Genomic DNA, 26,380 nt, shown 5'->3' with positions numbered 1-26,380 from the left:
TGTCCACTTAGGAGTGAGTCAATGAAACGAGCTCGGCTCGTGTTCGTCGCAACAGCTCTGCTCGGCGTCGCCACAGGCGTCGCCTCCGCCGCGCCAACCCCCGCCGAAACGAACGGACCTGACGCGCAGGTCGCACCTTCCGTGCAGGTCCCGGCAGGCAACAAGCTCGTCGCCAAGTTCTACGCCAAGGGTGTGCAGACCTACACCTGCGCGACCGGAGCCTGGAAGGGTCTCGAACCCGCCGCCACCCTGGCGGACCGGCTCGGCAGGGCCGTCGCCCTGCACACCCGCGGTCCGATCTGGGTGTCCACTGTGGACGGTAGTGCCGTCGAGGCCGCTCCCGTCGACGGTGCCCGCAACGAGGTTCCTGGTGCGGTGCCCGAACTCCTGCTGAAGGCCAAGTCGACCAGAGGCGCCGGTGTGTTCGCCGGCATCAGCTACGTCCAGCGCCTCGCCACCAGGGGCGGCGTCGCGCCGGCCGGTGGATGCACCGAAGGCGCCCAGACCTCCGTTCGTTACGAGGCGCTCTACACCTTCTCCGCTCCCGCTCGCTGAACCAGTGCCACCACAGCCGCGCTGACCATCGTGACGCCGACGACCCAGAGGCCGGTCTTCTGGGTTCCGGTGAGATCGTGCAGCCACCCGGTCACATAGGGCGCGGCGAACCCGCTCACGTTGCCCAACGAGTTGATCAGAGCGATCCCGCCCGCAGCAGCCGTGCCACCCAGAAAACTCGTCGGGAGCGCCCAGAACGTGGGCAGAGCAGCACAGACACCGATCGCGCAGACCGAGACCGCGACCATCGCCGCGATGGGACTCTCGAGGTACAGCGCGACCGGGATGGCCACGCCTCCCAGCAACATCGGCGCGGCAACGTGCCACTTCCGTTCTCCGGTGCGGTCTCCGTGCCTGGCCCACAGGACCATGGTGACCGCACCGAGGACGTACGGAATGGCGTTGATCAGCCCGCGCTCGACGATGCCCGCTCCCGGCGCGAGCCCCTTGATGATCGTCGGCAGGAAGAACCCCAGCGTGTACAACCCGTAGACGATCCCGAAGTACACGAAGCTCAACGCCAGGATCCGTGGGTGCGTGAGCGCCTTCTTGAGCGGCCAGTGCTCCTTGGCCGGTTCCTCGACGGCCTCCTCCGGCCTGTCCGGCAACCAGAACCACGTCACGAACGCCAGCGCGATCGCGGGGATGCCCTCGATCAGGAACATCGTGCGCCAGTCCGTCCACTGGATCAGCAACCCGCTGAGCGTCGCGCCGATCGCCGTCGAGATCGGCACCGCCACCATGAACAGTGCGACGATCCGCGCCCGGTCCTTCTCCGGGAACCAGTAGGTCAGGTACAGGATGATCCCGGGAAAGAACCCTGCCTCCGCCACACCCAGCAGAAACCGCAGCGCGATCAGCACAGTGCCGTTGGGCACGAACGCCATCGCCGACGCGACGATCCCCCAGCTGATCATGATCCGGGCGATCCACCTGCGCGCGCCGAACCTGTGCAGCGTCAGGTTGCTGGGCACCTCGAGCAGGAGGTACCCGATGAAGAACACCCCGGACGCGAACCCGAACACCGTCGCCGAGAGCTCGAGCTCCTCCGACATCCCGTTCGGCCCGGCGAACCCGATGTTCACCCGGTCCAGGTAGTTGATGAAGTAGAGCAGGCACAGATAAGGCAGGATCAGCTTTCGAGGCACGTTACGGTTCCCCCATGCGTGACGACGTGAACTCCCCAGCGGAGTCACCAATGGATGCAGCTCGACCGGTCGCCCTCGTCACCGGGGCATCCAGCGGAATCGGCTCGGCCATCGCCCGAAGTCTGGCCCCGACGCACGATCTCCTGCTAGGTGGACGCGACGAAACGGCCCTGTCCCTGCTCGCGGCGGAACTCCCCGGCGCCGAGGCCTGGCCGTTCGACCTCACGAACCTCGCCTCGGCCGACACGGCCCACATCGCCCGCCTCGACGTGGTGGTGCACAGTGCCGGAGTCGCCCTGCTCGGCCCGCTGGGCGAGGCGTCCGCCGACGTGTGGCGCCAGACCTTCGACCTCAACGTCGTGGCGGTCGCCGAGCTGACCCGCCTCCTGCTGCCCCAGCTCCGCGCCGCGTCCGGCCACGTCGTGCTGATCAACTCGGGCGCCGGCCTGCGCGCCAACCCCGGCTGGGGCGTGTACGCGGCCTCGAAGTTCGCTCTCCGCGCGTACGCGGACGCCCTGCGCGCCGACGAACCGTCGTTGCGCGTGACCTCGGTGTTCCCCGGCCGGACCGACACGCCGATGCAGCGCGAGGTGCGGCGCCAGGAGGGCGGCGAGTACGACGCCACCCAGTACCTCGAGCCGGCCTCGGTGGGGCGCGCCGTGGCGTCCGCCGTGCTGGCGACGCCCGACGCGCACATCACCGAGCTCGTGGTGCGGCCGCGACCGCGTTGATCAGGTGGTCCGCAGCCGCCTGGCCACCGCCGTCACGCCTGCCTGGGCTTCCTGCCGGTCGACCCGCGTGGCCTCCCCACCGGTCACGACGTGCTCGCCGCCCACCCAGACGTCGGTGACCCGGCGAGCCCCTGACGCCCACACGAGGTTCGCCAGCAGCTGCGAGTCCGGCGCGTCCAGCCCGGTCGCGAACGCCGGGTCGTCGGCGTCGATGTGCACGACGTCGCCCCAGCGACCGGCCTCCAACGCGCCGATGTCGTCCCGCCCGAGCGCCGCGGCTCCACCCCGGGTCGCCATCAGCAACGCCTGCGCCGCGCCAAGCACCGTCGCGTCCATCTTGGACACCCGAGCGAACATCCCGGCCAGCCGTGCCTCCTCGAACAGGTCGAGGTCGTCGTTCGACGCGGGCCCGTCCGTCCCGAGCCCGACCGAGACACCGGCTGCCAGCATCTCCGGCACCCGCGCGATCCCGGAGGCCAGCTTGGCGTTCGAGCCGGGGCAGTGCGCCACACCGACGCCGAACGACGCGTACAGGGCGATGTCGTCATCGGACAGATGAACCGAGTGCGCGGACAGCACCCGGCCGCCCAGCACGTCGGACGCCTTCAGCAACGCAGGCACCGACCCGTACTCCGCCCGCTGCGCCTCGTCCTCGAACGGCGACTCGGCGACGTGCACCATCAGCAGCGCACCGCGGGCCCGCGCCTCCTGTGCGATCGAGGTCAGCTGCGAGGGCGAGAGCGTGTAGGCGGAGTGCGGCCCGTAAGCGAGCTCGATCCGTCCGTCCGCGGACAGCAGCCCGTCCGCGTCGATCCAGGCGGAGATCTCGTCGGTCATCGACCGCCACGACATCCCCAGGACGTCGAGGATCGCCGAGCCGAAGACGACGCGCGACCCGGCGGCCCGTACGGAGGACACCAGCTCAGGGCCGTGGAAGTACATCTCCGCCGAGGTGGTGACGCCGTGCCGCAGCATCTCGACGGCGCCCAGCAGCATGCCCGCGCCGACGTCGGCCGCGGTCATCCGCGCCTCGTTCGGCCACATGTGCTCCTGCAGCCACCGCAGCAGCGGCAGGTCGGAGCCCAGGCCGCGCAGCACCGTCATCGGGCTGTGCGCGTGGGTGTTCACCAGGCCGGGCAGCAGGATTCCGGAGAGCCGCCTGACCTCACCGTCGAATGCGGGAGCCTCGGCGGCACCACCCACGTAGGTGATCCGGCCGTCGACCACGTCCACGACCGCGTCGCGCAACACGGAGCAGGACGAGTCGCAGGGCAGGACCACCGGGGCGTGCAGGCGCAGTGACATGCGGGGAATCCTGCCACTGTGATGCCGATCACAAACGTGCATAGGTCCGCAAAGCCTGGGAATCCTGCCGCCGTCGGGTGCGGGCCGACCCCCAGGGTCCGCCCCGATGCAGACTTCTCCCCATCCGAGGGGCCCGTCGAGCACTACCCGGCGGGCCTTTCGTGCATCCGAGGCAACCAGAGCGACTCCGGCGACGTCACATGATCATGTCGAAGAAGCCGAGCACGTCCAGTGGAGACTTCCGCCGCGCGCACAAGCCCGCCACCCCCAAGCCGCCGACTCGCCGCTGAGTTGGCATGATCACGCCTGCACGGGTACGGGCGTGATCATGCGGAGGCATCAGTGGCCGACATCGACCCTCAGAACGACGACCAGTTCAGCGATGTCGAGATGACGCAGGAGTTCGACGTCATTCGCGACGAGCGTTAGGCAAGCGGCAGTTCGGCGCGAACCGTCCACCCAGTCGGTTCGCGTCGGCCTGCGGAGAACGTGCCACCCAGCAGTTCCACGCGCTCGCGCATGCCCACGAGCCCGTAACCTCCAGATCCACCAACGGGAACGCCGGAAGCGAACCCGTCGTCCGCAACGCTCAGCCGCAGCTCACCGTCGCTTGAGGACAGTGCGACATCGACTGACGACACCGCGGCGGCGTGCTTCTGGGTGTTGGTGAGGGATTCCTGCACCAGTCGCAGCACCGAGCGCGCGAGTTCCTGCGGCACCGCGTCCCGCAGGTCGAACGACAGCCGCACCGGCAGCCCCGACTCCTCGGCCAGCGCGCGAACGTCGTCCACCAAGGACGAAGACGCGGCCGGACCGGCGGAGTCGCCGTCGCGCAACGTTCCCACCAACCGCCGCATCGCGGTCAGCGCCTCGTGGCCGGACGACTCGATGGTCGGCAGCACCTGCTCCGCCGCGTCCCGGCTCAGCTGACCCGCCTGGGCGTGCACGACGATCGCCGTCACGTAATGCGCCACGACGTCATGCAGTTCGCGCGCCAACGCCATCCGTTCCGCGTTCTGGGCCGCCGCGACGGACGCCGCCAGCTGAGACGAGCGTTCGTTGTCACGGGCCCGGAAATACAGCCCGGTACCCACCGCCATGATGAGCAGGACGACCGCGGCGGTCGTGTAGTTGAAGTCGTCCGGGCTCCACTCGCCGTACGCGACCGGTGCCACGATCGGCCAGCCGAGAACCTCCGCGGCCGCCATCGCGGCGAGCACCAGCAAGGTTCCCGCGACCGCACGAGTGCGGGAGGACTCCCGCACGAGGATCGCGATGGTCGCCATCGCCGCGCCCGTCATCGAGATGTTCGAGCCGCTCCAGAAGAAGTGCGGCGTGATGGCCACGCCGAGAAGCCGCATGTAGATGGCCGTGCAAGCGATGGCGAACGCCAGCGCCAGCGCCGCGTCGAACGGCCTGCGGGGCGCGAGCACCGCGATCACACAGATCACGCCGACACCCGGTACCTGCCACCAGCCGGGACTCGTTGTGATGGCATTGGTTTCCAGCAGGACGATCGCGGTGAGCGAGAGCGCCAGCGGCCACTGGCGTTTGGCGAGCAACCGCCAGTTCAGATCCGTGCTCTCCACGTCGTACACGGTAAAGCCGCGAGACTGATCGCGCGTCCGACCGCAGGCTCACCCGGCATCAGCTAGAAGGCTGAGTGGGCGACCTGCGGAAATACCCTCCCGGCGGATGCCGGATCACGCCTCGGTCACGGACTCTGGAGGAGCGAAAGTCGGGGAAACGGAGGACGCCATGTTGTCAGTTGTGTTCACTTGGGCCGCCGCTGTGGTCGGCCTGCTGGTCCTTGCGCTCATGGCCCTGTCGGGCGTGATGATCGACTCCCAGCGTTAGGGAAAACCCGCACGCCAGCGTGTGATGGGGAAGTCAGGCGCTGGTCAGGGAGTGTTGCTGGCGGAGCAGTTCCGCCAGCCTGCTGGTCGGTTGTGGGCGGGTCTCGTCCAACGCGGCGGTGAACCGTGCGGGTGCACCGGTGCGGGCACGAGCGGCGGCGGCCGGGTCCAGGCGGAACGCGGGCCTGGCCGCGGAAGGACGTTGGCGGGAACGCAGCCACGCGAGCCGGTGCAGGGCTTCGGCGTGGTGGTCGGTGATCGTGACGGCCGCCTTGTCGAACGAGTGCAGCACTGCGGCGTTCAGGTGAACGGTCGCGAAGTCCCGCCACAGCGTGCGTTCGGACGAAGTGTCCAAACCCAACGCGTCGGCGACTTCGCGTGCCACGCCGTAAGCGCCTTCCTCGGCCAGTGAACGGGTGCCGATCTCGGCGCCCACGAACCAGGAGTTGAACGGTGCGGCGGGGTAGTTCACGCCACCGATCGACAGCCGCATGTTCGAGATGACCGGAACCGCGTGCCAGCGCAGGCCCATCTCGCCGAACCACGGCAGAGTCGGGTGCTCCAAAGGAACTTCGTGCACGATCTCGGACGGCAGCGTGAACAGCCGTGGCCCTTCGTGCTGCGTCTCCACCACCAACGGCAGAAGGTCGAAGCGCGAGCGTCGCGCCGGCGGCCGCCATCCCATGCCCTGCATGGTTTCCGTGAACTGGGTGTAGCGACGGTCCCCCATCCCGTCGGTGTACCCGGCGTACCGGATCAGCTGTTCGTTCCAGATCACCGGGCCGGGCGAACCGGGTGCGTCCGGCGCGAAAACCGTTACCAGCGGCCGGATTTCACCGCCGTTCGTCGCCAGTCGCAGGTGTTCGACGCATTCGCCGGCGACAGCGGCGGCGTTGCGGTAGCCGCGCAGATCGCGGACTTTCAGGCGTCGCCACGGAACACCTGAAGTGCACCACCCGGAGTCCCGCAGCGCGATCCGCGCGCCGTACGCGAGTTCGTTCGTGGTGTGGCGGTAGGTTCCGGTCTCGGCGATCTCGGCGCGCACCTGGGCGATGCGGGCGGACAGCGAGCCTGCGTCGGAGTGCGCCGCGTGGAACATGCGGACGAACTCCTCCGCGACGGGGAGGACGTCGGGGGTCACGGAGCGGAAACCTAAGGCCGCAACGGCTTCACGCGTCACTGCCACTCGGGGCATTTCGGGTGATCAACACCCGCCACCCGATGGGGTGACAGTTAGACCCGTAGTGGCCGAACGTCCAGCTTGAGACCTCTATCAGGTGAGGTCGTTCCGCTTGAACATCAGATCGTGGGAAACGCGGCCCTCGTTCACGGCCCGCTGCTCGAACTTCGTGACGGGCCGCCAGTCCGGCCGGGGCGCCCAGCCGTCGTACATGTTGGTCAGCAGGCGCTCGCCGGAGCACACCTCGAGCATCTGCTCCGCGTAGTGCTCCCAGTCCGTCGCGAGGTGCAGCACACCGCCCGGCTCCAGCCTGGACGCGAGCAGCGCCACGAACTCCGGCTGTACGAGCCGGCGCTTGTGGTGCTTCTTCTTCGGCCACGGGTCCGGGAAGAAGATCCGCACGCCGTGCAACGACGCGGGAGCGACGTGGTCGGTGAGCAGGTCGACGGCGTCACCGCGCAGCACGCGCAGGTTGTCCAGCCCGCCGAGGTGCTCGGCCCGCAGCAGCAACTGGGCGAGGCCCGGCTTGTAGACCTCGACGGCCACGTAGTTCAGCTCGGGGGCCGCGGCCACGAGCTGCGAGGTCGTCTCGCCCATGCCGGAACCGATCTCCAGCAGCACGGGCGCGGAACGACCGAACCACGACGTGAAGTCGACAGGGCCTTCCGGCAGCGACTTCACGTCGTTGCCCATCTTCTCCCAGTACGTCTCCCAGGCACGCTCCTGTCCCACGGTCATGCGCTCGCCGCGCTGGACGAAGCTGACGATGGAACGGTGGAACTCAGGCCTGGTCACGACCGGACAGTCTAGGCAATCAGCTCGATGTCCTCGATTTGCGCACGCAGGTCGGCGACCGTGAAGTCGATGGCCTGGGCGTGACCGGGTCCGCGGTGGGCGGGCACGAGATCGACAAAGCCCTTGTGTCGGTCCGTGAACTGCACGGTCGTGGGTGTGGCAGGTCCGTAGACACCGCTTTCGGACGGCACGAACTCCCAGTACCCGACCTCGCCGAGGTCGACCCAGGGCACGAACACCCAGCCGGGACGTGACGAGAGCAACTCCGTCACGGCGTCCTCGACCGCGTGACCTTCGGCACGGGAGCGGAGCCGCCCGCGGTCCAGCGCGCGCAGCCACCAGGGTGCGGGCGCGTCCTCGACGGCACGCACCGCGCGGTACATCGTGAGCACTTCGTTCTCATCGGCGCGGTTCACCCACGAACGGCGCGCCTCTGCAGGGGTGAGGGCGATTTCGGCAGGGTTGGGAGCCTCGAGCGCGCTTGCCCACTCGAGGCCGAGCATTGCTTCGACACGGACCACTGGCCACCTCCGCAGCGGGGATGACCCAATTGAACGTGAATCCAAACGCCGGTGTTGTCCAAAACGCCCCTTTTCACGGCTTGTTAACAGTGTCCTTACTCAACGTGTGACCCCAGGCACGTTGCGCCGCAGTGTGGAAACACGATGTACGGGACGTGCCCTTGCTCCCCGCGCTCGTTGTCGCGCTGCCCTTGTTGCTCGCCGCGCAGACGATCGAGGAACAGGAGTGGCACCTCGACGCCCTCGACATCTACTCCGCGCAGGACCAGACGCGCGGTGACGGCGTGATCGTCGCGGTGATCGACTCCGGTGTCGACGCCAAGCACCCCGACCTCGCGGGGCGCGTCTTACCCGGGACGGGCTTCGGCAGCTCCAAGGGCACCGACGGCACCACCGACACCGACGGTCACGGCACCGGGATGGCCGCGATCATCGCCGCGACCGGCAAGAACGGCGGCGCGCTCGGCATCGCTCCCGGCGCCAGGATCCTCCCGATCGCGAGCGCCGAGAAGGAGCAGTTCACCCTCGACGTCGTCGCGGAGAGCATCAGGTGGGCGGCCGACCACGGCGCCAAGGTCGTCAACATGTCGCTGGGCTTCTCCAGCTCCATGACACCAAGCTTGGTCAAGGCGGTGAACTACGCGATCGAGAAGGACGTCGTCCTCGTCGCCGCCACCGGCAACGACGGCAGGGACGTCTCCGCGCCCGCCAACATCGGTGGCGTGATCGCGGTCGCGGGCACGAACCGCGAGGGCAAGCCGTGGAAGTCGTCCAACGTCGGCGCGGACACGGTGCTCGCGGCGCCGGCGGAAGGCATCGTCACCGCCGCGCCGCAGAGTGTCTACGCGAGCGGTTACGCCGAAATGGACGGTACGAGCGCGGCGTCGGCGATCGTGTCGGGGGTGGCCGCGTTGGTCCGCGCGAAGCACCCGGAGATGCCGGCCAAGGACGTCGTGAACGCGCTGATCAAGACCGCGAAGGACATGGCGGAACCCGGCCGCGACACCACGACCGGGTTCGGCATGGTCGATCCGATGGGCGCGATCACCGCGCAACTTCCGCCGGTGGAACGGAATCCGCTGCTGCCGCCGGCGAAACCGTCGACCGCGCAACCGACTCCGACGCTCGCCGCCCAACGTCCAGCGCAGCCGGACTTCGAGATGAAGGACCGGCTGTCGTTCGTCGCGGCCGTCTCGGGTGCGACCGCGCTGCTGACAGCTCTCCTGATCACATTCCCGGCACTCCGCTCACGCCGAGCAACCATCCCCGCGCCACCAACCGGCACGCGGGGACCCTACGTACCGTCTGAGAGTACGAAAGCTCCCCGCGTACCGGAAAGTGAGGCGGGAGGGGCTCATGTGGGTGAAGGGTTCCTCAGTGCGCGTGATACTCCACCGACTCCTTGGTGAGCTGCATGAAAGCCTCCTCCAGCGAACCGCGCTGAGGGCTGAGCTCGTGCAGCACGATCTGGTTCTCCGCCGCGATCTCGCCGATCCGCGGAGCCGGAAGTCCGTGCACCACAAGGGCTCCGTCCACGGCGTCCTCGGTGACCGTGGCGCTGGCCGCGAGGATCTCGCGCAGCTTCACGGCGTGCGGTGACCGCACCCGGACGTGGTCCTGGGTGGCGTCGCTGATGAACTGCTCGGTGGTGGTCTGCGCGATCAGCCGGCCCTTGCCGATCACGATGAGGTCCTGGGCGGTCTGCGCCATCTCCGAGAGCAGGTGGCTCGACACGAACACCGTGCGGCCCTCGTCCGCGAGCCGGTGCATGAACTGCCGGATCCACAGGATGCCCTCGGGGTCGAGACCGTTGACCGGCTCGTCGAACAGCAGCACCTCGGGGTCGCCGAGCAACGCGCCCGCGATGCCGAGTCGCTGGGACATGCCGAGCGAGAACCCGCCGGCCCTCTTGTTCGCGACCTCGGTGAGGCCCACGATCTCCAGCACCTCGTCGACGCGGCTCACCGGAATCTTGTTGGAGACGGCCATCCACTTGAGGTGCGAGCGCGCGGAACGGTTGGGGTGCACCCACTTCGCGTCCAGCAACGCGCCGATCTTGCGCAACGGCTGCTTCAGCTCGGTGTAGTGCTTCCCGTCGATCGTGACGTCACCGCCGGTGGGGGTGTCGAGGCCGAGGATCATCCGCATGGTCGTGGACTTCCCTGCGCCGTTCGGGCCGAGGAAGCCCGTGACGCGGCCGGGTTTCACGATGAACGACAGGTCGTCCACGGCCTTCGTCCGGCCGTAGTGCTTGCGCAACCGCACTGCTTGGATCATGGCCTCTCCCGTTCACTCGAAGAACTGATCGGGACGCAGGCCATCCCCCCGATGGATGGCCTGCGTCCCGCTCCCCCTTATTCGGAACCGGTCACGCGTCGCGGCGCTTCGCGACGACCAGCGCGACCACCAGCAGCGCCACCGCGATGCCGGCGAAGTAGGCCAGCGATCCCCACTGGCTCAGCTTGAAGACGACCCCGCCGCCCGTTGCCTCGACCTCGCCCGCGCTCGGCGTGTTCACGGCGAGGAAGTTGTCCGCGTTCATGAACGGCAGCCAGGCCTGGATCTTGACGCCCACCTTGGGGATGAGCCCGACCAGGTTCTCCGCGAGCATCGACCAGACCAGCAGGATCGCCACGGCGCCCGCGGTCTGGCGGACCAGGATGCCGACGGCGATCGCGAGGATCGCGCCGATCGCGAACGTCAGGCCGACGCCGGCGACGGCCCGCCACTCCGCGCCGGTGTTGATCGCGAGATCGGCGTTCGGCTTGATCACCTTCGCGATCGCCCACGAGCCGAACGCGGCGACCTCACCGATCACGCCCGCGACCAGTGCGACCACGGCGGTCTTGGCGACGAGCGCCGACGTGCGGCCCGGTACCGCGAGGAACGTCGCCCTGATCGTGCTGAAGCGGTACTCGGTGGTGACCGCGAGCGCGCCGAGCACCAGCACGACGACGAGCGCGAGGCGGGTGCCCGCCTGCGTGAGGCCGACGCCGACCTGGTCCGCGTTCGCCGCGAGGAGCGCGGCGAACCCGACTGACATGGCGATCGCGAGTGCTGTGCACCAGTACGGCGAGCGGGTCGAGAAGAGCTTGATTCTCTCAACTGCCAACAGGGTCATCAGACTCACTTCCCGATCTCTGCGTGGTACTCGACAGCGTCGCCGGTCAGCTGCATGAATGCCTCTTCCAGCGAACCGCGCTGAGGGCTCAACTCGTGCAGCACCACACCGTTGGCGGCGGCGATGTCACCGATCTGGTCACTCGTGGCACCCGATACGGACAACGCCCCGTCCGCGCCGTCACGAACCGTGAAGCCCTTGTCCACGAGCAGCGGACCGAGCTTGAACAACTGAGGACTGCGCACGAGCACCGAGTTACCCGTCGAGCGGTCGATGAACTCGGCCGTGGAGCTCTGGGTGATCAGCTTCCCCTTGCCGATCACCACGAGCTCGCTCGCGGTCAGCGCCATCTCGGACAGCAGGTGGCTCGACACCAGGACCGTGCGCCCCTCGGCGGCGAGGTTCTGCATGAACGTGCGGATCCAGAGGATGCCCTCCGGGTCCAGGCCGTTGACGGGCTCGTCGAACAGCAGCACCTTCGGGTCGCCGAGCAGTGCCGCCGCGATTCCCAGCCGCTGTGACATGCCGAGCGAGAACCCGCCGGCCTTCTTGCCGGCGACCTGCGTGAGACCGACCGCTTCCAGCACCGCGTCCACGCGCTTGGCGGGCAGTCCGTTGGAGACGGCGAGCCACTTCAGATGCGACCGCGCCGACCGGTTGGGGTGCACCCACTTGGCGTCGAGCAGGGCGCCGACCGTCCGCAGTGGACGGTGCAGCTGGTCGTAGGGCTTCCCGTCGATCAGCACGCGGCCTGCCGTCGGTCGGTCGAGCCCCAGCATCATCCGCATCGTGGTGGACTTGCCCGCGCCGTTCGGACCGAGGAACCCGGTCACCCGTCCAGGTTGGACGGTGAACGACAGGTCGTCGACCGCGACCGTCCTGCCGTATCTCTTGGTGAGGCCGATTGCCTCGATCATCAGCGTTTCCCCTCTCGGTGTCGGGAGAACTCTCCCGCTCCGAGGGGTCAGCCCACATCGCCCGGCGGTCTGCGACCACCGTCAACTTCAGTCGTACTGTGGCGCTACCTGAGTCGTAGTTGAATGCTTCTCATGGGTTACACGGAAGCTCCAGAAGGCTGGTGGCGCGAGTTCGTGCTGGCCAAGCCCGCCCGCACCGGCAAACTCGCCGTCACCCGCAAGGACGGCAGCCCGCACGTCGCCCCGGTGTGGGTGGACCTCGACGGACCGGACGTCGTCTTCCTGACCGCCCGCGACACCATCAAGGGCAAGTCCATCCTGCGCGACGGCCGTGTGGCGCTCTGCTTCGACGACGAGACCCCGCCCTTCAACTTCGTGACCATCACGGGCCGCGCCCAGGTGGACGAGGATCCCGAGCAGCTGAAGTACTGGGCGGGGCGCACCGCCGCGCGCTACATGGGCGACGACCAGGCCGACCACTACGCCGAACGCAACGGCGTGCCCGGCGAGATGGTCGTGAGGGTCAAGGTCGACAAGGTCGTCGCCAGGGTCAACGTCTCGGACTAGACGGTGGCAACGGGTTCGCGGCCGGTGTTCTTGGCGTACGCGTCCTCCACGCCGATCAGCAGATCGACCACCTCGAAGTAGTGGTCCCAGAACGGGGTTTCCCGCAGCGCGTCCACGAGTAGCTGGTACGACTCGTGGTCGCGCGCTTCCCACACCCAGATGTCGCTCACGCGCACCGAGTAGAACTCCGTGTCGTAGAAGCGCGATCGCACGCCGTCGACCTTCTCCCTCAGCACGGGGAGGATCTCGGTCTCGAACGCCTCGAACCGCTGCGGGACGGTGAGGGACAGCCACTTCGGGGTGGCCTTGATGAGCATGAACGCGGTGAGCTTCGCTTCGAATGTCATGGTCACGACGCTAGGAGCGCGCCAGCCTTTCGTGCCACGCAACTTCTGCAAGGCAGAGTTGCATACGATGCAAAGATGCCGGACCAGCTCGATCTGAACCTGCTGCGCGTGTTCGACGCACTCCTGCAGGACAGCAGCGTCACCACCGCGGCCGAGCGCCTCCACCTGTCCATCCCGGCGACCAGCAGGGCGTTGGCGAGGCTGCGGCGGGCGATGAACGACCCGATCCTGGTCCGCGCCGGGCGGGGGATGGCACCGACGCCGTACGCGCTGCGCGTCGCACCGAGAGTCCGCTCGCTGCTGGACGAGGCCTCCGCGTTGATCAACGCCAAGGAGCTCGACCCCGGCGAGCTGCGCCGTACGTTCACCATCCGGGTGGGCGAAGGCGTGGTGACTCCGCTGGTCAACGCCGTGGCCGCGCAGGCGCCCGGCGTGGTGCTGCGGTTCGTGCCCGAGGGCGACGAGAGCGCCGAGGCGTTGCGCGACGGCTCGGTCGACCTCGACATCGGCGCCGGCGACGACAGCGAGTCCGACATCCGGTCCGTCGTGCTCTTCCGCGAACGGATGGTCGGCATCGTCCGCGCCGACAGCCCGCTCGGCAACCGCCCCACGCTCAGGCAGCTCTGCCGCTACCCGCACGTCTCGGTGTCGCGCCGGGGCCGGGTGCGCGGCCCGCTGGACGTGGCGCTGCAAGCCGCAGGCCTGCACCGGCACGTCGCCGCTGTCGTGCCGTTCTACTCGGCCGCCGTCCAGCTGGTGGCGTCGAGCGACTACATCGGCCTCGTCTCACACCGTCTCGCCGAGCAGTACTCCGGCATCCTGCGCTGGTTCCCGATCAACGCGGAGCTGCCGGAGGTCGAGATCCGCCTGCGCTGGCACGCCCGGCTCGACGCCGATCCCGCGCAGCGCTGGCTGCGCGAGACGATCCAGGCCTGCGTCTAGGCCGGGAAGAACCGCTCCAACGCCACCGCCGCGCCGTCCTCCAGCACGGTCGCGGTGACCTCGTCGGCCACCTCCTGCACCGTCGCCGGCGCCTGACCCATCGCGATCCCGAGCGCGGCCCACCGCAGCATCTCGACGTCGTTGGACCCGTCGCCGATCGCGAGCGTGTCCTCGGCGCTGATGCCCAGTGAGACCCGCAGTTCCTCCAGTGCCTGGCCCTTCGTCACGTCGGGTGGCACCACCGTCAGCCACGCCTCGGTGTGGTCGACGTGCCACGAGACGCCCGGCAGTTCCAGCTCCCGCACGGCGAACGCGAGCTCGGCGGGTGCGCGGTCGAGCCAGCGCATGACGAGCCGGGCGGTCGGCGTGGCGGCGATCTCGTCGAACGTCGCCGGAGTCGTCACGCCCCACAGGTCACCGGGCAGGAACTCGCCGAGCGAGAGGTTGCCGACGCCGGTCTGCTCGACCGCGAACACCGCGCCGGGCAACAGCGCCTGCAGCGTCTTGATCGTCGGGCCCGGTTCGAACGTCGTGTGCTTGAGGATCTCGTCGCTGACCGGGTTCCACCACACCGCGCCGTTCGAGCACAGCGCGAGCGAGGCGGGCAGTTGCGGGGCGACGGGTGTGGTGCCGATGAGGCTGCGGCCGGTGCACAGCACGACTTGAGTGCCGTGTTCCGCCACACGTGTGACGGCGGCCTTCACCGCGGGTGAGATGTCGTTCGAGCCGACAGGGGTCAGGGTTCCGTCGATGTCCAGGGCCACCAAACGCGGTCTCCAGTTCACATGGAGCCACCCTATGCGAAGGTTAGTGAATTGTGGTTCACTAATGGTGTGGCACGACCTCGCACCATCTCCGACGAGCGGATCCTCAGTGCAACTGCGACGGTGATCGACCGGCGCGGACCGGAGTTCACGGTCGCGGACGTGGCGGCGGAGGCCGGGGTGTCGGTCGGCGCGGTGGCGAAGCGGTTCGGGTCGAAGAGCGGCCTGCTGCAGGCGCTGACCCGAGCCGGGACCGAGGAGGTCGCCCGCCGGATGCGGGAGGCGGGCACGGTGCGCGAGGCGTTGCTGACCTGGTTCGACCGGCTGGCCGATCCGGTCGTCGCGACGAACAACCTGGCGCAGCTGGGTGTCGACCTCATCGACGCGGAACTGCGGGCGTTGCTGGCCAGGCACTACGCGGTGCTGGAGTCGGAGCTGGAGGTCCTGTGCGCGGCGGAAGACCTGCCGTCCAACGCGGCTCGCGTGCTGGCCGCGCTGGTGTACGGGATCGCGATGGACTGGTCGATCCGACCACGGGGGGAACTGTTGGCACGCATGGAGGAAGACATCGACCTGGTGTTGAAGGGGATGCGCTGATGGCTACCTGGGCCGAGTTCACGGCCGAACAGCCCGGCCTGGCCGCGTTCGCGGAGGGCAGGTTCGCCGCGGACCGGCACGCGCTGATCGCGACCCTGCGCAAGGACGGCTCGCCGCGGATCAGCGGCGTGGAACCGGACTTCGCACGGGGTGAACTGTGGGTCGGCATGATGCTCGACTCGCTGAAGTCGCGGGATCTGCGGCGTGATCCGCGATTTTCGTTGCACTGCACCACGACCACGGCCTCGATGACCGAGGGAGGTGACGCGAAGATCAGCGGGACGGCCGAGTTCTGGACCGACAAGGAGCAGTACCTCAAGGACCTCTACGACCGCACGGGGTGGATGCCGGAGGGCGGCGAGCTCGACCTGTTCCGGATGGACGTCACCGAGGTCGTGTCGCTCACCGTCGAGGGCGACGAGATGGTCGTCCTGTCCTGGCACGAGGGAAGGGGAATCCGCCGTGTCGCCAAGAAGTGAACCTGATCTGAGCGGCAGGGTCGCCGTCGTCACGGGCGCCACGAGGGGTGCCGGCCGGGCGATCGCGGTCGAGCTGGGTGCGGCGGGGGCGACGGTGTTCGTCGGCGGCCGCACGACGCGCACGCAACAGTCGGAAGTCGGCCGTTCCGAGACGATCGAGGACACCGCGGACCTGGTCACCAAGGCCGGCGGCGAGGGGATCGCCATCCGCTGCGACTTCACCGATCCGTCCGATGTGGACGCTTTCGCGGCGCGGATCGACCGGCTCGACATCTTCGTCGACAACGCCTGGGGCGGCGAGAACCTCGTCGAGTGGGGCAAGTTCTGGGAGCACGACCTCGACCGGCAGCTCCACATGTGGCGCAACGGCGTCGAGTCGCACCTCGTGGCGCTGCACAAGCTGATGCCGCTCGTGATCCGGTCCGACAACGGGCTCGTGGTCGAGGTGACCGACGGCGAGGACGGCGAGGCGTACTTCGTGAACCTCGCCTACGACGCCGTGAAGAACACCGTGCGACGGTTCGGCGAGGTGCTGGCGAAGGACCTCAGGGACCACCCGAACGTGACCGCTGTGGCGGCAACGCCAGGGTTCCTGCGCTCCGAGCAGATGCTGGAGACGTTCGGCGTCACCGAGGCGAACTGGCGTGACGCGATCGAGAAGGTGCCGGACTACGCGTTGTCCGAGACGCCGCACTACCTCGGCCGCGGTATCGCACACCTCGCAGCCGACCCCGACCGCAAGCGGTTCGCCGGGCAGTGCCTGTCGTCGTGGCGGCTCAAGCGCGAGTACGGGTTCACCGACCTCGACGGCTCGCAGCCCGACTGGGGCCGGTGGTGGGACGACGTCGTGAAGCCGCGGATCGCCGGGACGATCGTGGACGCCGACCCGGAGCAGTACCGCTAGGCGTCGCCGGGGCGGACGAGACCGGTCTCGTAGGCGAGCACCACGGCCTGCACCCGGTCTCGCAGCTCCAGCTTCGCGAGGATCCGCCCGACGTGCGTCTTCACCGTCGCCTCCGACAGGAAGAGCTTGCGGGCGATCTCCGTGTTGGACAGGCCCTTCGCGATCAGCACGAGCACCTCGCGCTCGCGTTCGGTCAGCACGTCCAGCACAGTCGCGTCGCGCAGCTCACCGCCGCCGTCACCGAGGAACCGGCCCAGCAGCCGCTTCGTCACGGACGGCGAGACCACCGCGTCGCCTGACGCGACCGCGCGCAGAGCCGACACGAGGTCGGACGGCGGCGTGTCCTTCAGCAGGAACCCGCTGGCGCCGTTGCGCAACGCCGACAACGCGTACTCGTCCATGTCGAACGTGGTCATGACCAGCACCTTGGCTGTTTCGGCCTCGGTGATGCGCTTGGTCGCCTCCACGCCGTCCAGCACGGGCATGCGGACGTCCATCAGCACGACGTCGGGGCGCAGCTTGTCGGCCATCTGCACCGCGTCGAGACCGTCGGCGGCCTCGCCGACGACGTCGATGTCCTCCTGCGCTCCCAGCACCATGCGGAAGCCCATGCGCATGAGTTCCTGGTCGTCGACCAGCAGCACCCGAATCACGTGATCACCCTATGCGGCCAGCGGGAAGCTCGCCCGCACGCGCCAGCCCCCGCCGGGGTTGGGGCCTGCCTCGAACTCGCCTCCCAGCACCGCAGCCCTTTCCCTCATGCCGATCAGTCCGTTGCCACCGGACACCTTGACCACGTCGTGCGGTGTGCCGAAGCCGTTGTCGATCACCTCGAGTCGCAGCTCCTCCGGTGTGCGGGCCAGGCGCACCAACGCCGTCGTGCCCGCGCCGGCGTGCTTGATGGTGTTCGTCAGCGCTTCCTGCACGATCCGGTAGATGCTGAGGCCGACACCGGCGGGCAGGTCGTCCACGTCGCCGGTGATCTCCAGCCGCACCGGCACCCCGGCCGCACGGGTGTTCTCGGCGAGCTCGACGACGCCTCGCGCGTCGGGTTGCGGTGCCCACTGCGTCTCGGCGTCCTCGCTGCGCAGCACGCCCAGCAGGCGCCGCATCTCGGTCAGTGCGAGGCGGCCGGTCTCCGCGATCGTGCGGACCGCGTTCTCGGCGACCTCCGGTTGCGTCCTGATCGTGTAGGCGGCGCCGTCCGCGTGGACGATCATGACGCTCACCGAGTGCGCGACCACGTCGTGCAGCTCGCGGGCGATCCGGGAGCGCTCCTCGCCGACCGCGATCTTGGCCTGCTGGTCGCGTTCGGTCTCCAGCAGCTTGAGTCGTTGTTCCAGCTCGCTCTGGTAGGCGCGGCGGGCACCGATGAACTCGCCCATCGCCCAGCTGAAACCGAAGATCACGAAGACCATGAACACCAGGAACACGGCCTGGATCTCGGCGATCCGGAAGACCGCCCACAGCAGCGTGCCCGCGAGCAGCCAGCCCGAGTAGATCAACGCGGACTTGCGGCCGATGTACGCGACGAGCGTGTACAGCGCGATGGCCAGGGCGAAGTCCGACATGCGGACCGGGATGCCGCCCTCGCCGCCGTGTGTGAAGAGCTGCAGGAACCCGCCCGCGAGGATCAGGTAGCTGGTGCCGAGCGGGTGGTAGCGGCGGAACGGCAGCGGCCCGAGCATCAGGAGTGTGACGGCGAGGTACGCGGAGAACGACACCCCGCGATCGACCGCGGAGACCGCGACCGCCATGTCGAACAACAGCAAGAGCCCGGCGATCAGGGAGTCCCCGAACGCCGGGTGAGCCTTCATCCACAGGCTGAACCGCCGCACCGGACAAGGTTAGGTGCGGGCCGAACTTCCGCGCGTCGCGCCACGGAATGACGTCGTCTACGACTCCGGTGTGAGTTATTGTGTCGAGGGGTTGGTACAAAACTCACGGGGGTGCGCGTGCTGCTGGACATGGTGATCGCTGCTGGCACGGGATTGTTGTTGCTCTACTTCCTCTGGCCGACGCGGTCGACCGGCAAGCGGCTGCTGAAGAGCTGGCGGGTGAAGGACCCGACGCCCGCGCAGATCGACGATGCGATCCGGTACCTGAAACGACGTCGGCTGCTCTATCCGGTGCTCTACGCGGTGCTGTCGCTCGTGCCGTTCGTCAGCGACCGTGGCATCGGCTCGCTCGTCGCCATCGTGCTCGGCGGCACGCTGCTCGCCGAGTTGATCGCGACGCAGCTGCGTCGCGGCGGACGGCGGCGGGTGGCCTCGCTCACCCCACGCGGCCTGTTCGACATCGCCTCCCAGTACGTGCTGATCGTGTACGCGGCAATCGTGGCGATCGGGATCGTCCTGCTGCTCGTCGACATGCGGATCGGGCAGCTGCCCGCGCTGGTCGTGTCCGTCGGCGCGGTCGCCGTGGTCACCTGGGCCGCGGTCACCCGGCCCGCCGACGGTGACGAGCAGGTCGATCGGGCTCTGCGCACCCGGAGCGTGCACGTGTCCGCAGGACTCGGCGCGGCCGTGGTCGGTGCGCTGGTCGGTGGTTGGTTCGACCTCGTCTGCCTGCTGGCGTGGATAGCGATGGCCAACACGAACTACGTGTCCAAGAAGATCTTCTGGTGACAGCTCCCAGAATCGTCGTTGACCTCGAGAACGGTGTGGCGCCCTGGCGTCAGGTGCGCGACCAGCTGGTCCGGTTGATCAGCGGTGGCGTGTTGCCCGTCGGGTCGCGGTTGCCGACGATCCGCCAGCTCGCCGCCGACCTCGGCCTGGCGGCCGGCACCGTCGCGCGGGCGTACCGCGAGCTGGAGACCGAGGGCGTCCTCATGACAGGACGAAGGCAGGGCACCGTCGTGGCTGCCCTGCCTTCGCATTCACCGGACCCGCTCTCCGCCGCAGCGGCGGAGTTCGTCGCCGTCGCTCGGTCGCTCGGCGCCAGCGAGGGGGAGGCGCTGGACGCCGTGCGTGCCCACTACGTGGCTGAGTAAGGCGACTCGATCTTCGGTGCGGGTCGCGGTTCGCCGACGTGCGCGTGGCGTTCCTCGTAGATCCGGTGCTCCTCGGCCATCTGGTCCGCGAGCTGCTGCTGGAGCTGGCGATCCCGAATCCTGGCCAGGATCGCCATCGTGACGCCGTGCGCCAGTGCCAGCAGCAACAGGACGATGCCGAGCTTCATCACGACATCCTTGGTGGCGTTTCCGGTCTCGACGCTGATGAGCGACACCAGCGCGAGCAAGCCCAGTACGACGAGGTGGAACAACACCACCGCGAGCCGGATCATCGAGGTGGCTTCTTCGTCGTCGTAGGCGCGTTTCAGATAGCCCCTGCCGCTGTGGTAGATCAGCTGGCCGTCGATGACGACCAGGACGATCCCCAGCACTAGGAACGTCACGTAGCTGTCTTCCATGGGCTGTGGCTACCCGCGCACACACGCACACAAACCGTGGCACGATCAGTGCCCGTGACGGCGCTGCAGGGACAACAACTGGCCGGACCGCTGTGCGCGGCGGTGGCCCAATTGTGTGCAGCCCTGCAACCGCAGGTTTCCCAGCAGACCGCTCTCGGTTTCCAGGAAGTGTTGCGGCGTCTGCACGCCCCGTTGCAGGTGGCGGTGGCCGGGCGGATCAAGTCCGGTAAGTCGACGCTGGTGAACGCGTTGATCGGACGCCGGGTCGCGCCCACGGACGTCGGTGAGTGCACCCGGCTCGTCACGCGCTATCAGTACGGCACGGTCGACCGCATCGAAGTGGTGCTGCGGGACGGCCGACGGCAGGTGTTGCCGTTCGACGCCAACGGCATGATTCCCGCTTCTCTTGGCGTGGATGACGTTTCGCACATCGAGGCGTACCTGACGAACGCGGTGCTGCGTGACTTCACGGTCATCGACACGCCTGGTCTCGGTTCGCTGGACGCGGCCTCGGTCGCGCGCACCGAGGAACTGCTGGATCCCGTGTCCCGCAACGCTGTAGCGGGTGCCGAGGCCGTTCTGTACGTCGTGACGCAGGGCATCCGCGCGGACGACCACTCGGCGTTGGCCGCGTTCACCGCCGCGACAGCCTCCCGTGAGGCAGGGCCGGTCAACGCCATCGCCGCGTTGAACAAGGTCGACGCCGTGGCGCCGGAAACCGTCGAGGGGGCGGACGGCGACGTCTGGCGGGCCGCGGAGATCCTGGCGGGAAAGCAGGCGGCGCTGCTGAAGCCGCGGGTCGCCGACGTGCTGCCGGTGATCAGCCTGCTCGCGGAGTCGGCGGAGACCGGGGAGTTCACGTCGGCGGACGCGGAGGCGTTGCGGCAGCTGGCGGCCCTGGACGCGGACACCCGCACGATGATGCTGATGTCCGCGGACCTCTTCACGTCCTGGGACTGCGACGTCCCGACGGGTGTGCGGTCGAGGTTGCTGGAGAAGCTCGACCTCTACGGCATCGGCCGTGCTCTCGCGGCGCTGGACGCCGAGCCCGCGCTGACCGCCGGTGCGTTGCGGCGGGTGCTGTTCGACGCCTCCGGGTTCGCCGCGGTGCGTGGACGGCTGGACGCGGTGTTCCGCGCACGGGCCGACGGCATCAAGGCCGCGGCCGCACTGGCGTCGGTCACGTCGCTGGCCTCCGGCGATCCCGGCGAACGGCAGCGCGTGCACGACGCGATCGAGGTGCTGCTGGCCAGGCCGGAAGCTCATCAGCTGCGGCTGCTGGAGGCGTTGACGCTGGTCTCGTCCGGCGCGGTGACGCTGGCGCCCGACCTGACGGAGGAGGTGCTGCGCGTCGGCAGTACCCCGGACGTGCCCGGTCAGCTGGGTCTGACCGGCCGGCCGTTGCCGGAGCTGGTCGCGTACGCGCTGGAACGGGCCGGTTGGTGGCGGTCGTACGCCTCGTTCGGCGCGACGCCGGCGCAGGCTCGAGTGGCGCACGTCGTTCACAGGGCGTATTTCCTCATCTGGCAGCAACTACGTGCTGGGGGGCACCGATGAGCGTGAATGGAACCGATCCCACCGGTGTGGCGTCGGACGACGGTGTGGAGACCATTGCCGACGAGCTGCTCGACCAGGCGCTGGCCGAACGCCGCGCGCTGGTCCAGCTGTGCCTGTACGCGCTGGACCGCGCCAGTTCGGGCGTGGTCGAACGGATCGAGGAAGGCCTGTCGACCATAGGGGTCGTGGCTGTGCGGGCCGACGGAGAGCGGTTCGACCCGTCGGTGCACGAGGCGGCCGGCACGGTGCCGACCGATGACGCCTCGCTGCAGGGCTTGGTCGCCGAGACCGAGGTGCCGGGCTTCTGCGACCGCGGACGGGTGCTGCGGGCTCCGATCGTGACGGTCTACACGGCCCGATGAGCACACTTCCCCAGACCGTCCGGCAGACGCGCGAACGTCTCACCTCTCTCGTGCGCGAGCTCGACCCGTCGATGGCCGACTGGGTCACTCGCCGCTCTGCTCCGGAAGTGTCGTCCGTGGTGATCGTCGGGGAAACCAACCGCGGCAAGTCGTCCCTGGTCAACGCCCTGCTGGCCACTCCAGGCCTGTCCCCGGTCGACGCCGACGTGGCCACCTCCACCTACCTGGTCTTCCAGCACGGTCCCGACTGGGCCGCCCGCGCCTGTTATCCGGGCCAGCTGGCCCCGGTGACGTTCCCGCTGCCCGCGTTGATCAACTGGGTCTCCGCGGCCCACGAACTGCCGGAGGGCGAGCTGCCCCCGCGCTACGTCGAGGTCGACGCGCCGATCCCGTTGCTGGAACGAATGTCCGTTGTGGACACTCCGGGCGTCGGTGGCCTGGAGTCGGTGCACGGCGAGCTGGCGCTCGAAGCCGTCACCTCGGCCACGGCCCTGGTTTTCGTCGTGGACGCCTCGTCGCCCTTCACCCGAGGCGAACTGGACTTCCTCAAGCGCGTCGGCGACCGCGTAGAAACCGTCGTCTTCGCGCTGACCAAGACCGACCAGTACCGCGGCTGGCGCCAGGTCCTCGACGCCGACCGCGCCCTGCTGGCCGAGCACGCCCCGCGCTTCGCCGAGGCCCTCTTCCACCCGGTGTCGTCCCGCATGTTCGAGATGGCGGCCCAGGCCCCGAACCCGGACGCCGCCGCGATGCTCCGTGAACGTTCCGGCATCGCCGCCCTGCAGACCGCGTTGCAGGAGCTGGTGGCCGGTCGCGCCGGAATGCTGGCCGAGGCCAACGCCCTGCGCGCGTTGTCGACGGTCCTGGACGAGCTCGTCGTCCGCCTGGAACACGAGAAGCGCGCTCTGTCCGTGGGCGAGGACGAAGCAGCTGTTCTGCGGGCCCGTCGCGAGGAACTGCAGACCGAACGCCGCTCTTCGACCCGAGGCTGGCAGGTCCGCCTGCGCGGCGAGATCCAACGCGCCCGCGTGGAGAACTCCCACGAGATCTCGCGCCAGATGCGCGACCTGCAGACCTGGTACCGCCAGGCCATCGACACGGCCGACCGCGCAGCCCTGGCCGCGCTGCCCCAACAGGTCGACACGGCCCTGCAGGTCGTGTCGGGCCGCATCTCCACGGCGCTGTCCGTGCGCCTCGCCCAGGTGACCGACGCGGTGCTCGCGACGCTGTTCAGCGCCGAGGAGCTGACGTTGATCCGCGGCCAGTTCGCCCGCGGCGAGCAACCCCCTGTCGTGTTGCGCCCCAAGGAAAAGCGCCCACCGACAGCCGAGGACAAGCTCCTCGTCTTCATGGGCGTCTCCGGCGGCCTCGGCGCGGGCAAGCTGGCCGTCATGCCGCTGGCGGGCCTCGGCATCGCGGTGCTGAACCCCGTCGTCCTTCCGGTGACCATCGCCCTGGGCCTCGGCGCGGGCTGGTGGATGGCGCGCACCCGCACCCACACCGCGGAGAAGCAGCACGTCAAGCAATGGCTCTCGGACGCCATCGCCGACGCACGCTCCACAGTGGACCAACTGGCGGCCGAGCAGCTGATCGAGGCGGAGCAGGCCCTGTCGCTCGCATTGGACGAGGCCCTCGCCAAGCGCATCGAGGCGATCGAGGCGGAACTGCGCGAGGTCGACAAGGCGCTGCGGATGGAGGCCGGTGAACGCGGCCGCGAACTGCAGTCCGTGACGAGGCAGCTCGCCGAGGTCGAGTCGGGCCGCGCCAAGGCGGAGGAACTGCTCGGCCGGATCAGGTCCGTGCGCGATCGGGCGTGAGGCCGAGAGGTTTCAACGAGCGGTTCGACGCATGGGTACGGGTTACTGTCCAATTCATCTGGACGATCGAATAGAATTAATCGAGCGATGCTCATTTTGCCTGGTCAAGACGTTCTTGTTGGCGCAACTTAATTCAGCGTTTCTGCGTGCGCACGCCTTGCTACAAAACGAGTGAGCAAGCTAGTTCACGATTGCGTCACTAAATGGGAATCGCCGTTAACGGGCGAACTGCTTCGCTGCCGAATATGAAGCTGCAGCGAGACCAGGTGGTGGCGGCGACCCTCGTGGGCACCGTCGTCGTCGTGCTCGGGTTCGCGTCGGGCATCGGGCGCATCCCGCCGGCGCAGAGCACGGTCAGCCAGCAGGACCACCACGCACAGGCGCCGGTCCCGTCGCCGACCGGGCAGCCGCACCAGCCCGCCGTCCCCGTGCCGCAGCCGGTGGCGCACAACCCGGCCCCGATGCCGCACGTGCCTGCGGGACCGCACGTTCCGGCGCCCGAGCGTCCACATCCGACCACACCTCCGCCGACGACGAAGCCGCCCGCGACCGAGCCTCACCAACCCTGTGACGCCGGGGCGATCACCAAGTTGCTGCGGCAGCTGGGATTGCTGTCGCTGCTCGACGAACTCCCGGTCGTGCACGAACTCCCGGCAGGCACGAAGAAGGCAGAGCGGCTGTCCCTTGTGGAGCTTCCGCTGCTCGGTGACCCCCTCGACCTGCTCGACGACCTGCTCGGCACGACGTGCTCGCTCGTCGTGGACGAGAAGACCGACCGGGTCACGGCACTGCTGGACACGCCATGACCGAGGCGGCGAAGTCGTGGTTCCTGTTCGCCAGGTCGTTCGACTACCTCGGCACGACGCTCTTCGTCGGCGGCCTGGCGTTCATCGCGCTGTTGTGGCCGGATGGCGCGGACACCGCACGTGCGAGGCGGCTGATCGCGTTCGGCTGGCTGTGCGGCTTCGCCGGCACCGTCGCGAGTCTCGCCCTCAACGCCGCCTGGGTCGCGGGAAAACCGCCGTCCGCCGCGCTCGACCCGTCGGTGCTGGTACCGCTGTTCGACGCCCCGTTCGGCCGGGTGTGGTTCGCCCGCGCGCTGTTGTGGCTGCTCGCGGTGGTCGTGCTGGCCGACCTGTCCCGGCGCGGCGCGCAGGCGGCCACGTCGTGGTCGTGGCGCGTCGGCGCGGGCGTGGTCGCGCTCGGTGTGTTGCGCACCAACGGGATGACCGGCCACGCCCTCGACCTGCCCGGCTGGGGACAGGCGGTCGTGTTCGTGCACCTGCTGGTCGTCTGCGTGTGGGTCGGCGGGCTGCTGGTGTTGCTGCTCGCCGTCCTGCCCGCCCGCGACCGCGACGTGCTCACCGCGGTGCTGCCGCGCTACTCGAGGCTCGCGATGGTCTCCGTCGCGGTGCTCACGGTGGCGGGCGCGCTGCTCGCATGGCGACTGGTCGGTTCGGTGAACTCGTTGCTGCACACCGGCTACGGGCAACTCCTGTTGCTCAAGCTCGGCCTCTTCGCCGTGCTGCTGCTCCTCGGACTCGCGAGCAAGACCTGGGTGGACCGGCGGCTGAGCGTCGCCCCGACCACCCGCGCGCTCGCGCTCTCGGTCACCGCCGAGGCGGTTCTCGCCGTCGCAGTGCTCGGGGTGGCCGCCTTCCTCGTCACGACCGGACCCGGTCGCTGACCGTGCAGAAGAAAGGGAATTCCACTGTGGACAAGGGAAACCGGTTCGCCGTGCTGGTAGCGGCACTCGGCATAGCAGGAACCGCGCTGTGCCTGAGCCTGGCAGGCCCCGGCCAGGCGGCTCCGGTCGGCGTCGACCTCGCAGCCCAACAGGGCGAGGCCGCGCCGGCAGCCCAGCAGTCGTCGACGAACGTCGAGATCATGGGCTACGCGTTCCAACCGGCCACGCTCACCATCAACGCGGGCGACACCGTCGTCTGGACGAACCACGACACCGCACCGCACAACGTGGTCGTCACCAACGGCCCGGAGAAGTTCACCTCGCCCACGCTCCAGCAGGGCCAGACCTACACCTACACGTTCACCAAGCCGGGCACCTACTCGTACTACTGCTCGATCCACCCGGACATGAAGGCGTCGGTCACGGTCAACGGCAGCACGACGACCACACCGCCGTCGCCGACGACCACCACTCCACCGACCAGCCACCCGACCACGCACCCCACCCCGACGACGACAGTGCCGACGGGTACGCCCGAGTGCGTCAAGAAGGAAGCACTCGCGCCGTTCATCGCGCACGTGAAGGCGGCGCATCTGGAGACGTCGCCGCTGCAGCAGGCGCAGGACGCGTTGGCGTTCGACAACTACGTCAAGGCGCACACCGTGCTGCTGGAACAGATGCTCGACCCGGTTCTCAGCTCGTCGCTCGACCGTGACGTGCTGGCGCCGTTCATCGCGCACGTGAAGGCGGCGCATCTGGAGACGTCGCCGCTGCAGCAGGCGCAGGACGCGTTGGCGTTCGACAACTACGTCAAGGC

At 68.8% G+C, this 26,380-nt stretch carries 30 protein-coding genes; 16 read left to right on the top strand and 14 right to left on the bottom strand.

What is annotated here, in order from left to right; translation table 11 throughout:
* Positions 1 to 21: 21 nt before the first annotated feature.
* A complete protein-coding gene (locus JOD27_RS06395; protein ID WP_204761225.1) occupies positions 22 to 555 on the top strand; it encodes a DUF3455 domain-containing protein in 534 nt (177 codons plus the stop codon).
* Here JOD27_RS06395 and JOD27_RS06390 read toward each other — a convergent pair.
* The gene (locus JOD27_RS06390) at positions 528 to 1,703 is read right to left on the bottom strand and encodes an MFS transporter (protein WP_307829944.1); all 1,176 of its coding nucleotides are present in this window, start codon (positions 1,701 to 1,703) and stop codon (positions 528 to 530) included. The two genes, JOD27_RS06395 and JOD27_RS06390, sit on opposite strands and share 28 nt — an antisense overlap.
* Positions 1,704 to 1,753: 50 nt before the next feature.
* Here JOD27_RS06390 and JOD27_RS06385 point away from each other — a divergent pair, with 50 nt between their 5' ends.
* On the top strand, positions 1,754 to 2,434 hold the full coding sequence (locus tag JOD27_RS06385; RefSeq protein WP_204761224.1) for an SDR family oxidoreductase: 681 nt from the start codon (positions 1,754 to 1,756) through the stop codon (positions 2,432 to 2,434).
* On the opposite strand, the gene JOD27_RS06380 is transcribed toward JOD27_RS06385, so the two are convergent.
* The 5 genes from JOD27_RS06380 to JOD27_RS06360 all read right to left on the bottom strand — a co-directional run bounded on the left by JOD27_RS06380 (position 2,435) and on the right by JOD27_RS06360 (position 7,986).
* Positions 2,435 to 3,739 carry an amidohydrolase family protein gene (locus JOD27_RS06380; RefSeq protein ID WP_204761223.1) on the bottom strand — a complete coding sequence of 435 codons (1,305 nt, stop codon included), beginning with the start codon at positions 3,737 to 3,739 and terminating at the stop codon, positions 2,435 to 2,437.
* A 425-nt stretch (positions 3,740 to 4,164) separates the two neighbouring features.
* Complete coding sequence (locus JOD27_RS06375) at positions 4,165 to 5,328, bottom strand: sensor histidine kinase (protein ID WP_204761222.1); 1,164 nt, start codon at positions 5,326 to 5,328, stop codon at positions 4,165 to 4,167.
* Between the two features lie 301 nt (positions 5,329 to 5,629).
* Entirely contained in the window at positions 5,630 to 6,736 is a 1,107-nt protein-coding gene (locus tag JOD27_RS06370) for a nitric oxide synthase oxygenase (RefSeq protein ID WP_307829943.1), read from the bottom strand.
* Positions 6,737 to 6,868: 132 nt separating this feature from the next.
* A complete protein-coding gene (trmB, locus tag JOD27_RS06365; RefSeq protein WP_239566696.1) occupies positions 6,869 to 7,513 on the bottom strand; it encodes a tRNA (guanosine(46)-N7)-methyltransferase TrmB in 645 nt (214 codons plus the stop codon).
* A 68-nt stretch (positions 7,514 to 7,581) separates the two neighbouring features.
* Positions 7,582 to 7,986 carry a hypothetical protein gene (locus JOD27_RS06360; RefSeq protein ID WP_307829942.1) on the bottom strand — a complete coding sequence of 135 codons (405 nt, stop codon included), beginning with the start codon at positions 7,984 to 7,986 and terminating at the stop codon, positions 7,582 to 7,584.
* 260 nt (positions 7,987 to 8,246) lie between these two features.
* Here JOD27_RS06360 and mycP point away from each other — a divergent pair, with 260 nt between their 5' ends.
* Entirely contained in the window at positions 8,247 to 9,500 is a 1,254-nt protein-coding gene (mycP, locus tag JOD27_RS06355) for a type VII secretion-associated serine protease mycosin (RefSeq protein ID WP_204761219.1), read from the top strand.
* On the opposite strand, the gene JOD27_RS06350 is transcribed toward mycP, so the two are convergent.
* The 3 genes from JOD27_RS06350 to JOD27_RS06340 all read right to left on the bottom strand — a co-directional run bounded on the left by JOD27_RS06350 (position 9,466) and on the right by JOD27_RS06340 (position 12,129).
* Positions 9,466 to 10,368 carry an ABC transporter ATP-binding protein gene (locus JOD27_RS06350; RefSeq protein WP_204761218.1) on the bottom strand — a complete coding sequence of 301 codons (903 nt, stop codon included), beginning with the start codon at positions 10,366 to 10,368 and terminating at the stop codon, positions 9,466 to 9,468. The genes mycP and JOD27_RS06350 overlap by 35 nt on opposite strands.
* A gap of 91 nt (positions 10,369 to 10,459) precedes the next feature.
* On the bottom strand, positions 10,460 to 11,212 hold the full coding sequence (locus tag JOD27_RS06345) for a hypothetical protein (RefSeq protein WP_204761217.1): 753 nt from the start codon (positions 11,210 to 11,212) through the stop codon (positions 10,460 to 10,462).
* Positions 11,213 to 11,217: 5 nt separating this feature from the next.
* Positions 11,218 to 12,129: an ABC transporter ATP-binding protein gene (locus tag JOD27_RS06340; protein WP_204761216.1), complete on the bottom strand. Its 912-nt coding sequence runs from the start codon at positions 12,127 to 12,129 to the stop codon at positions 11,218 to 11,220.
* A 132-nt stretch (positions 12,130 to 12,261) separates the two neighbouring features.
* Between JOD27_RS06340 and JOD27_RS06335 the strand changes: the two genes are divergently transcribed.
* A complete protein-coding gene (locus JOD27_RS06335; protein WP_204761215.1) occupies positions 12,262 to 12,696 on the top strand; it encodes a PPOX class F420-dependent oxidoreductase in 435 nt (144 codons plus the stop codon).
* Here the strand turns inward: JOD27_RS06335 and JOD27_RS06330 are convergent.
* Positions 12,693 to 13,043, bottom strand: coding sequence for a darcynin family protein (locus JOD27_RS06330; protein WP_204761214.1), 351 nt, complete (start codon positions 13,041 to 13,043; stop codon positions 12,693 to 12,695). The two genes, JOD27_RS06335 and JOD27_RS06330, sit on opposite strands and share 4 nt — an antisense overlap.
* A gap of 75 nt (positions 13,044 to 13,118) precedes the next feature.
* On the opposite strand from JOD27_RS06330, the gene JOD27_RS06325 reads away from it, so the two are divergent.
* On the top strand, positions 13,119 to 13,985 hold the full coding sequence (locus JOD27_RS06325) for a LysR family transcriptional regulator (protein ID WP_204761213.1): 867 nt from the start codon (positions 13,119 to 13,121) through the stop codon (positions 13,983 to 13,985).
* Here the strand turns inward: JOD27_RS06325 and JOD27_RS06320 are convergent.
* The gene (locus JOD27_RS06320; RefSeq protein WP_204761212.1) at positions 13,982 to 14,770 is read right to left on the bottom strand and encodes an HAD family hydrolase; all 789 of its coding nucleotides are present in this window, start codon (positions 14,768 to 14,770) and stop codon (positions 13,982 to 13,984) included. The two genes, JOD27_RS06325 and JOD27_RS06320, sit on opposite strands and share 4 nt — an antisense overlap.
* 48 nt (positions 14,771 to 14,818) lie before the next feature.
* Here JOD27_RS06320 and JOD27_RS06315 point away from each other — a divergent pair, with 48 nt between their 5' ends.
* From JOD27_RS06315 to JOD27_RS06305, 3 genes are read left to right on the top strand one after another with little or no spacing between them, the layout of a single operon-like run.
* Complete coding sequence (locus JOD27_RS06315; RefSeq protein ID WP_204761211.1) at positions 14,819 to 15,346, top strand: TetR/AcrR family transcriptional regulator; 528 nt, start codon at positions 14,819 to 14,821, stop codon at positions 15,344 to 15,346.
* A complete protein-coding gene (locus tag JOD27_RS06310) occupies positions 15,346 to 15,825 on the top strand; it encodes a pyridoxamine 5'-phosphate oxidase family protein (protein WP_204761210.1) in 480 nt (159 codons plus the stop codon). Before JOD27_RS06315 ends, JOD27_RS06310 begins: the two co-directional genes overlap by 1 nt.
* Positions 15,809 to 16,729 carry an SDR family oxidoreductase gene (locus tag JOD27_RS06305; RefSeq protein WP_307829940.1) on the top strand — a complete coding sequence of 307 codons (921 nt, stop codon included), beginning with the start codon at positions 15,809 to 15,811 and terminating at the stop codon, positions 16,727 to 16,729. The genes JOD27_RS06310 and JOD27_RS06305 overlap by 17 nt, the downstream gene beginning before the upstream one ends.
* On the opposite strand, the gene JOD27_RS06300 is transcribed toward JOD27_RS06305, so the two are convergent.
* On the bottom strand, positions 16,726 to 17,382 hold the full coding sequence (locus JOD27_RS06300; protein WP_204761209.1) for a response regulator: 657 nt from the start codon (positions 17,380 to 17,382) through the stop codon (positions 16,726 to 16,728). The two genes, JOD27_RS06305 and JOD27_RS06300, sit on opposite strands and share 4 nt — an antisense overlap.
* A 9-nt stretch (positions 17,383 to 17,391) precedes the next feature.
* The gene (locus JOD27_RS06295) at positions 17,392 to 18,567 is read right to left on the bottom strand and encodes a sensor histidine kinase (protein WP_307829939.1); all 1,176 of its coding nucleotides are present in this window, start codon (positions 18,565 to 18,567) and stop codon (positions 17,392 to 17,394) included.
* A gap of 111 nt (positions 18,568 to 18,678) precedes the next feature.
* Here JOD27_RS06295 and JOD27_RS06290 point away from each other — a divergent pair, with 111 nt between their 5' ends.
* Both JOD27_RS06290 and JOD27_RS06285 read left to right on the top strand, forming a co-directional pair.
* Positions 18,679 to 19,356, top strand: coding sequence for a hypothetical protein (locus JOD27_RS06290; protein ID WP_204761208.1), 678 nt, complete (start codon positions 18,679 to 18,681; stop codon positions 19,354 to 19,356).
* On the top strand, positions 19,353 to 19,721 hold the full coding sequence (locus tag JOD27_RS06285) for a GntR family transcriptional regulator (protein WP_204761207.1): 369 nt from the start codon (positions 19,353 to 19,355) through the stop codon (positions 19,719 to 19,721). Before JOD27_RS06290 ends, JOD27_RS06285 begins: the two co-directional genes overlap by 4 nt.
* Here the strand turns inward: JOD27_RS06285 and JOD27_RS06280 are convergent.
* Complete coding sequence (locus tag JOD27_RS06280) at positions 19,706 to 20,140, bottom strand: hypothetical protein (protein WP_204761206.1); 435 nt, start codon at positions 20,138 to 20,140, stop codon at positions 19,706 to 19,708. The genes JOD27_RS06285 and JOD27_RS06280 overlap by 16 nt on opposite strands.
* Positions 20,141 to 20,194: 54 nt before the next feature.
* Here JOD27_RS06280 and JOD27_RS06275 point away from each other — a divergent pair, with 54 nt between their 5' ends.
* The 6 genes from JOD27_RS06275 to JOD27_RS06250 all read left to right on the top strand — a co-directional run.
* Entirely contained in the window at positions 20,195 to 21,697 is a 1,503-nt protein-coding gene (locus JOD27_RS06275; RefSeq protein ID WP_204761205.1) for a dynamin family protein, read from the top strand.
* Complete coding sequence (gene grpE, locus JOD27_RS06270; RefSeq protein ID WP_204761204.1) at positions 21,694 to 22,059, top strand: nucleotide exchange factor GrpE; 366 nt, start codon at positions 21,694 to 21,696, stop codon at positions 22,057 to 22,059. Before JOD27_RS06275 ends, grpE begins: the two co-directional genes overlap by 4 nt.
* Positions 22,056 to 23,876, top strand: a complete 1,821-nt coding sequence (locus JOD27_RS06265) for a dynamin family protein (protein ID WP_204761203.1) — start codon at positions 22,056 to 22,058, stop codon at positions 23,874 to 23,876. The genes grpE and JOD27_RS06265 overlap by 4 nt, the downstream gene beginning before the upstream one ends.
* A gap of 245 nt (positions 23,877 to 24,121) precedes the next feature.
* A complete protein-coding gene (locus tag JOD27_RS06260) occupies positions 24,122 to 24,682 on the top strand; it encodes a hypothetical protein (RefSeq protein ID WP_204761202.1) in 561 nt (186 codons plus the stop codon).
* Positions 24,679 to 25,563, top strand: coding sequence for a CopD family protein (locus tag JOD27_RS06255; protein WP_204761201.1), 885 nt, complete (start codon positions 24,679 to 24,681; stop codon positions 25,561 to 25,563). The genes JOD27_RS06260 and JOD27_RS06255 overlap by 4 nt, the downstream gene beginning before the upstream one ends.
* A 26-nt stretch (positions 25,564 to 25,589) precedes the next feature.
* A partial coding sequence (locus tag JOD27_RS06250) for a cupredoxin domain-containing protein (RefSeq protein ID WP_307829938.1) occupies positions 25,590 to 26,380 on the top strand: 791 nt, incomplete at its 3' end.

Origin of the sequence: Lentzea nigeriaca (assembly GCF_016907955.1) — a bacterium.
GTDB classification, from domain to species: Bacteria; Actinomycetota; Actinomycetes; order Mycobacteriales; family Pseudonocardiaceae; genus Lentzea; species Lentzea nigeriaca.
This window is presented reverse-complemented; position numbering and strand designations above follow the sequence as displayed.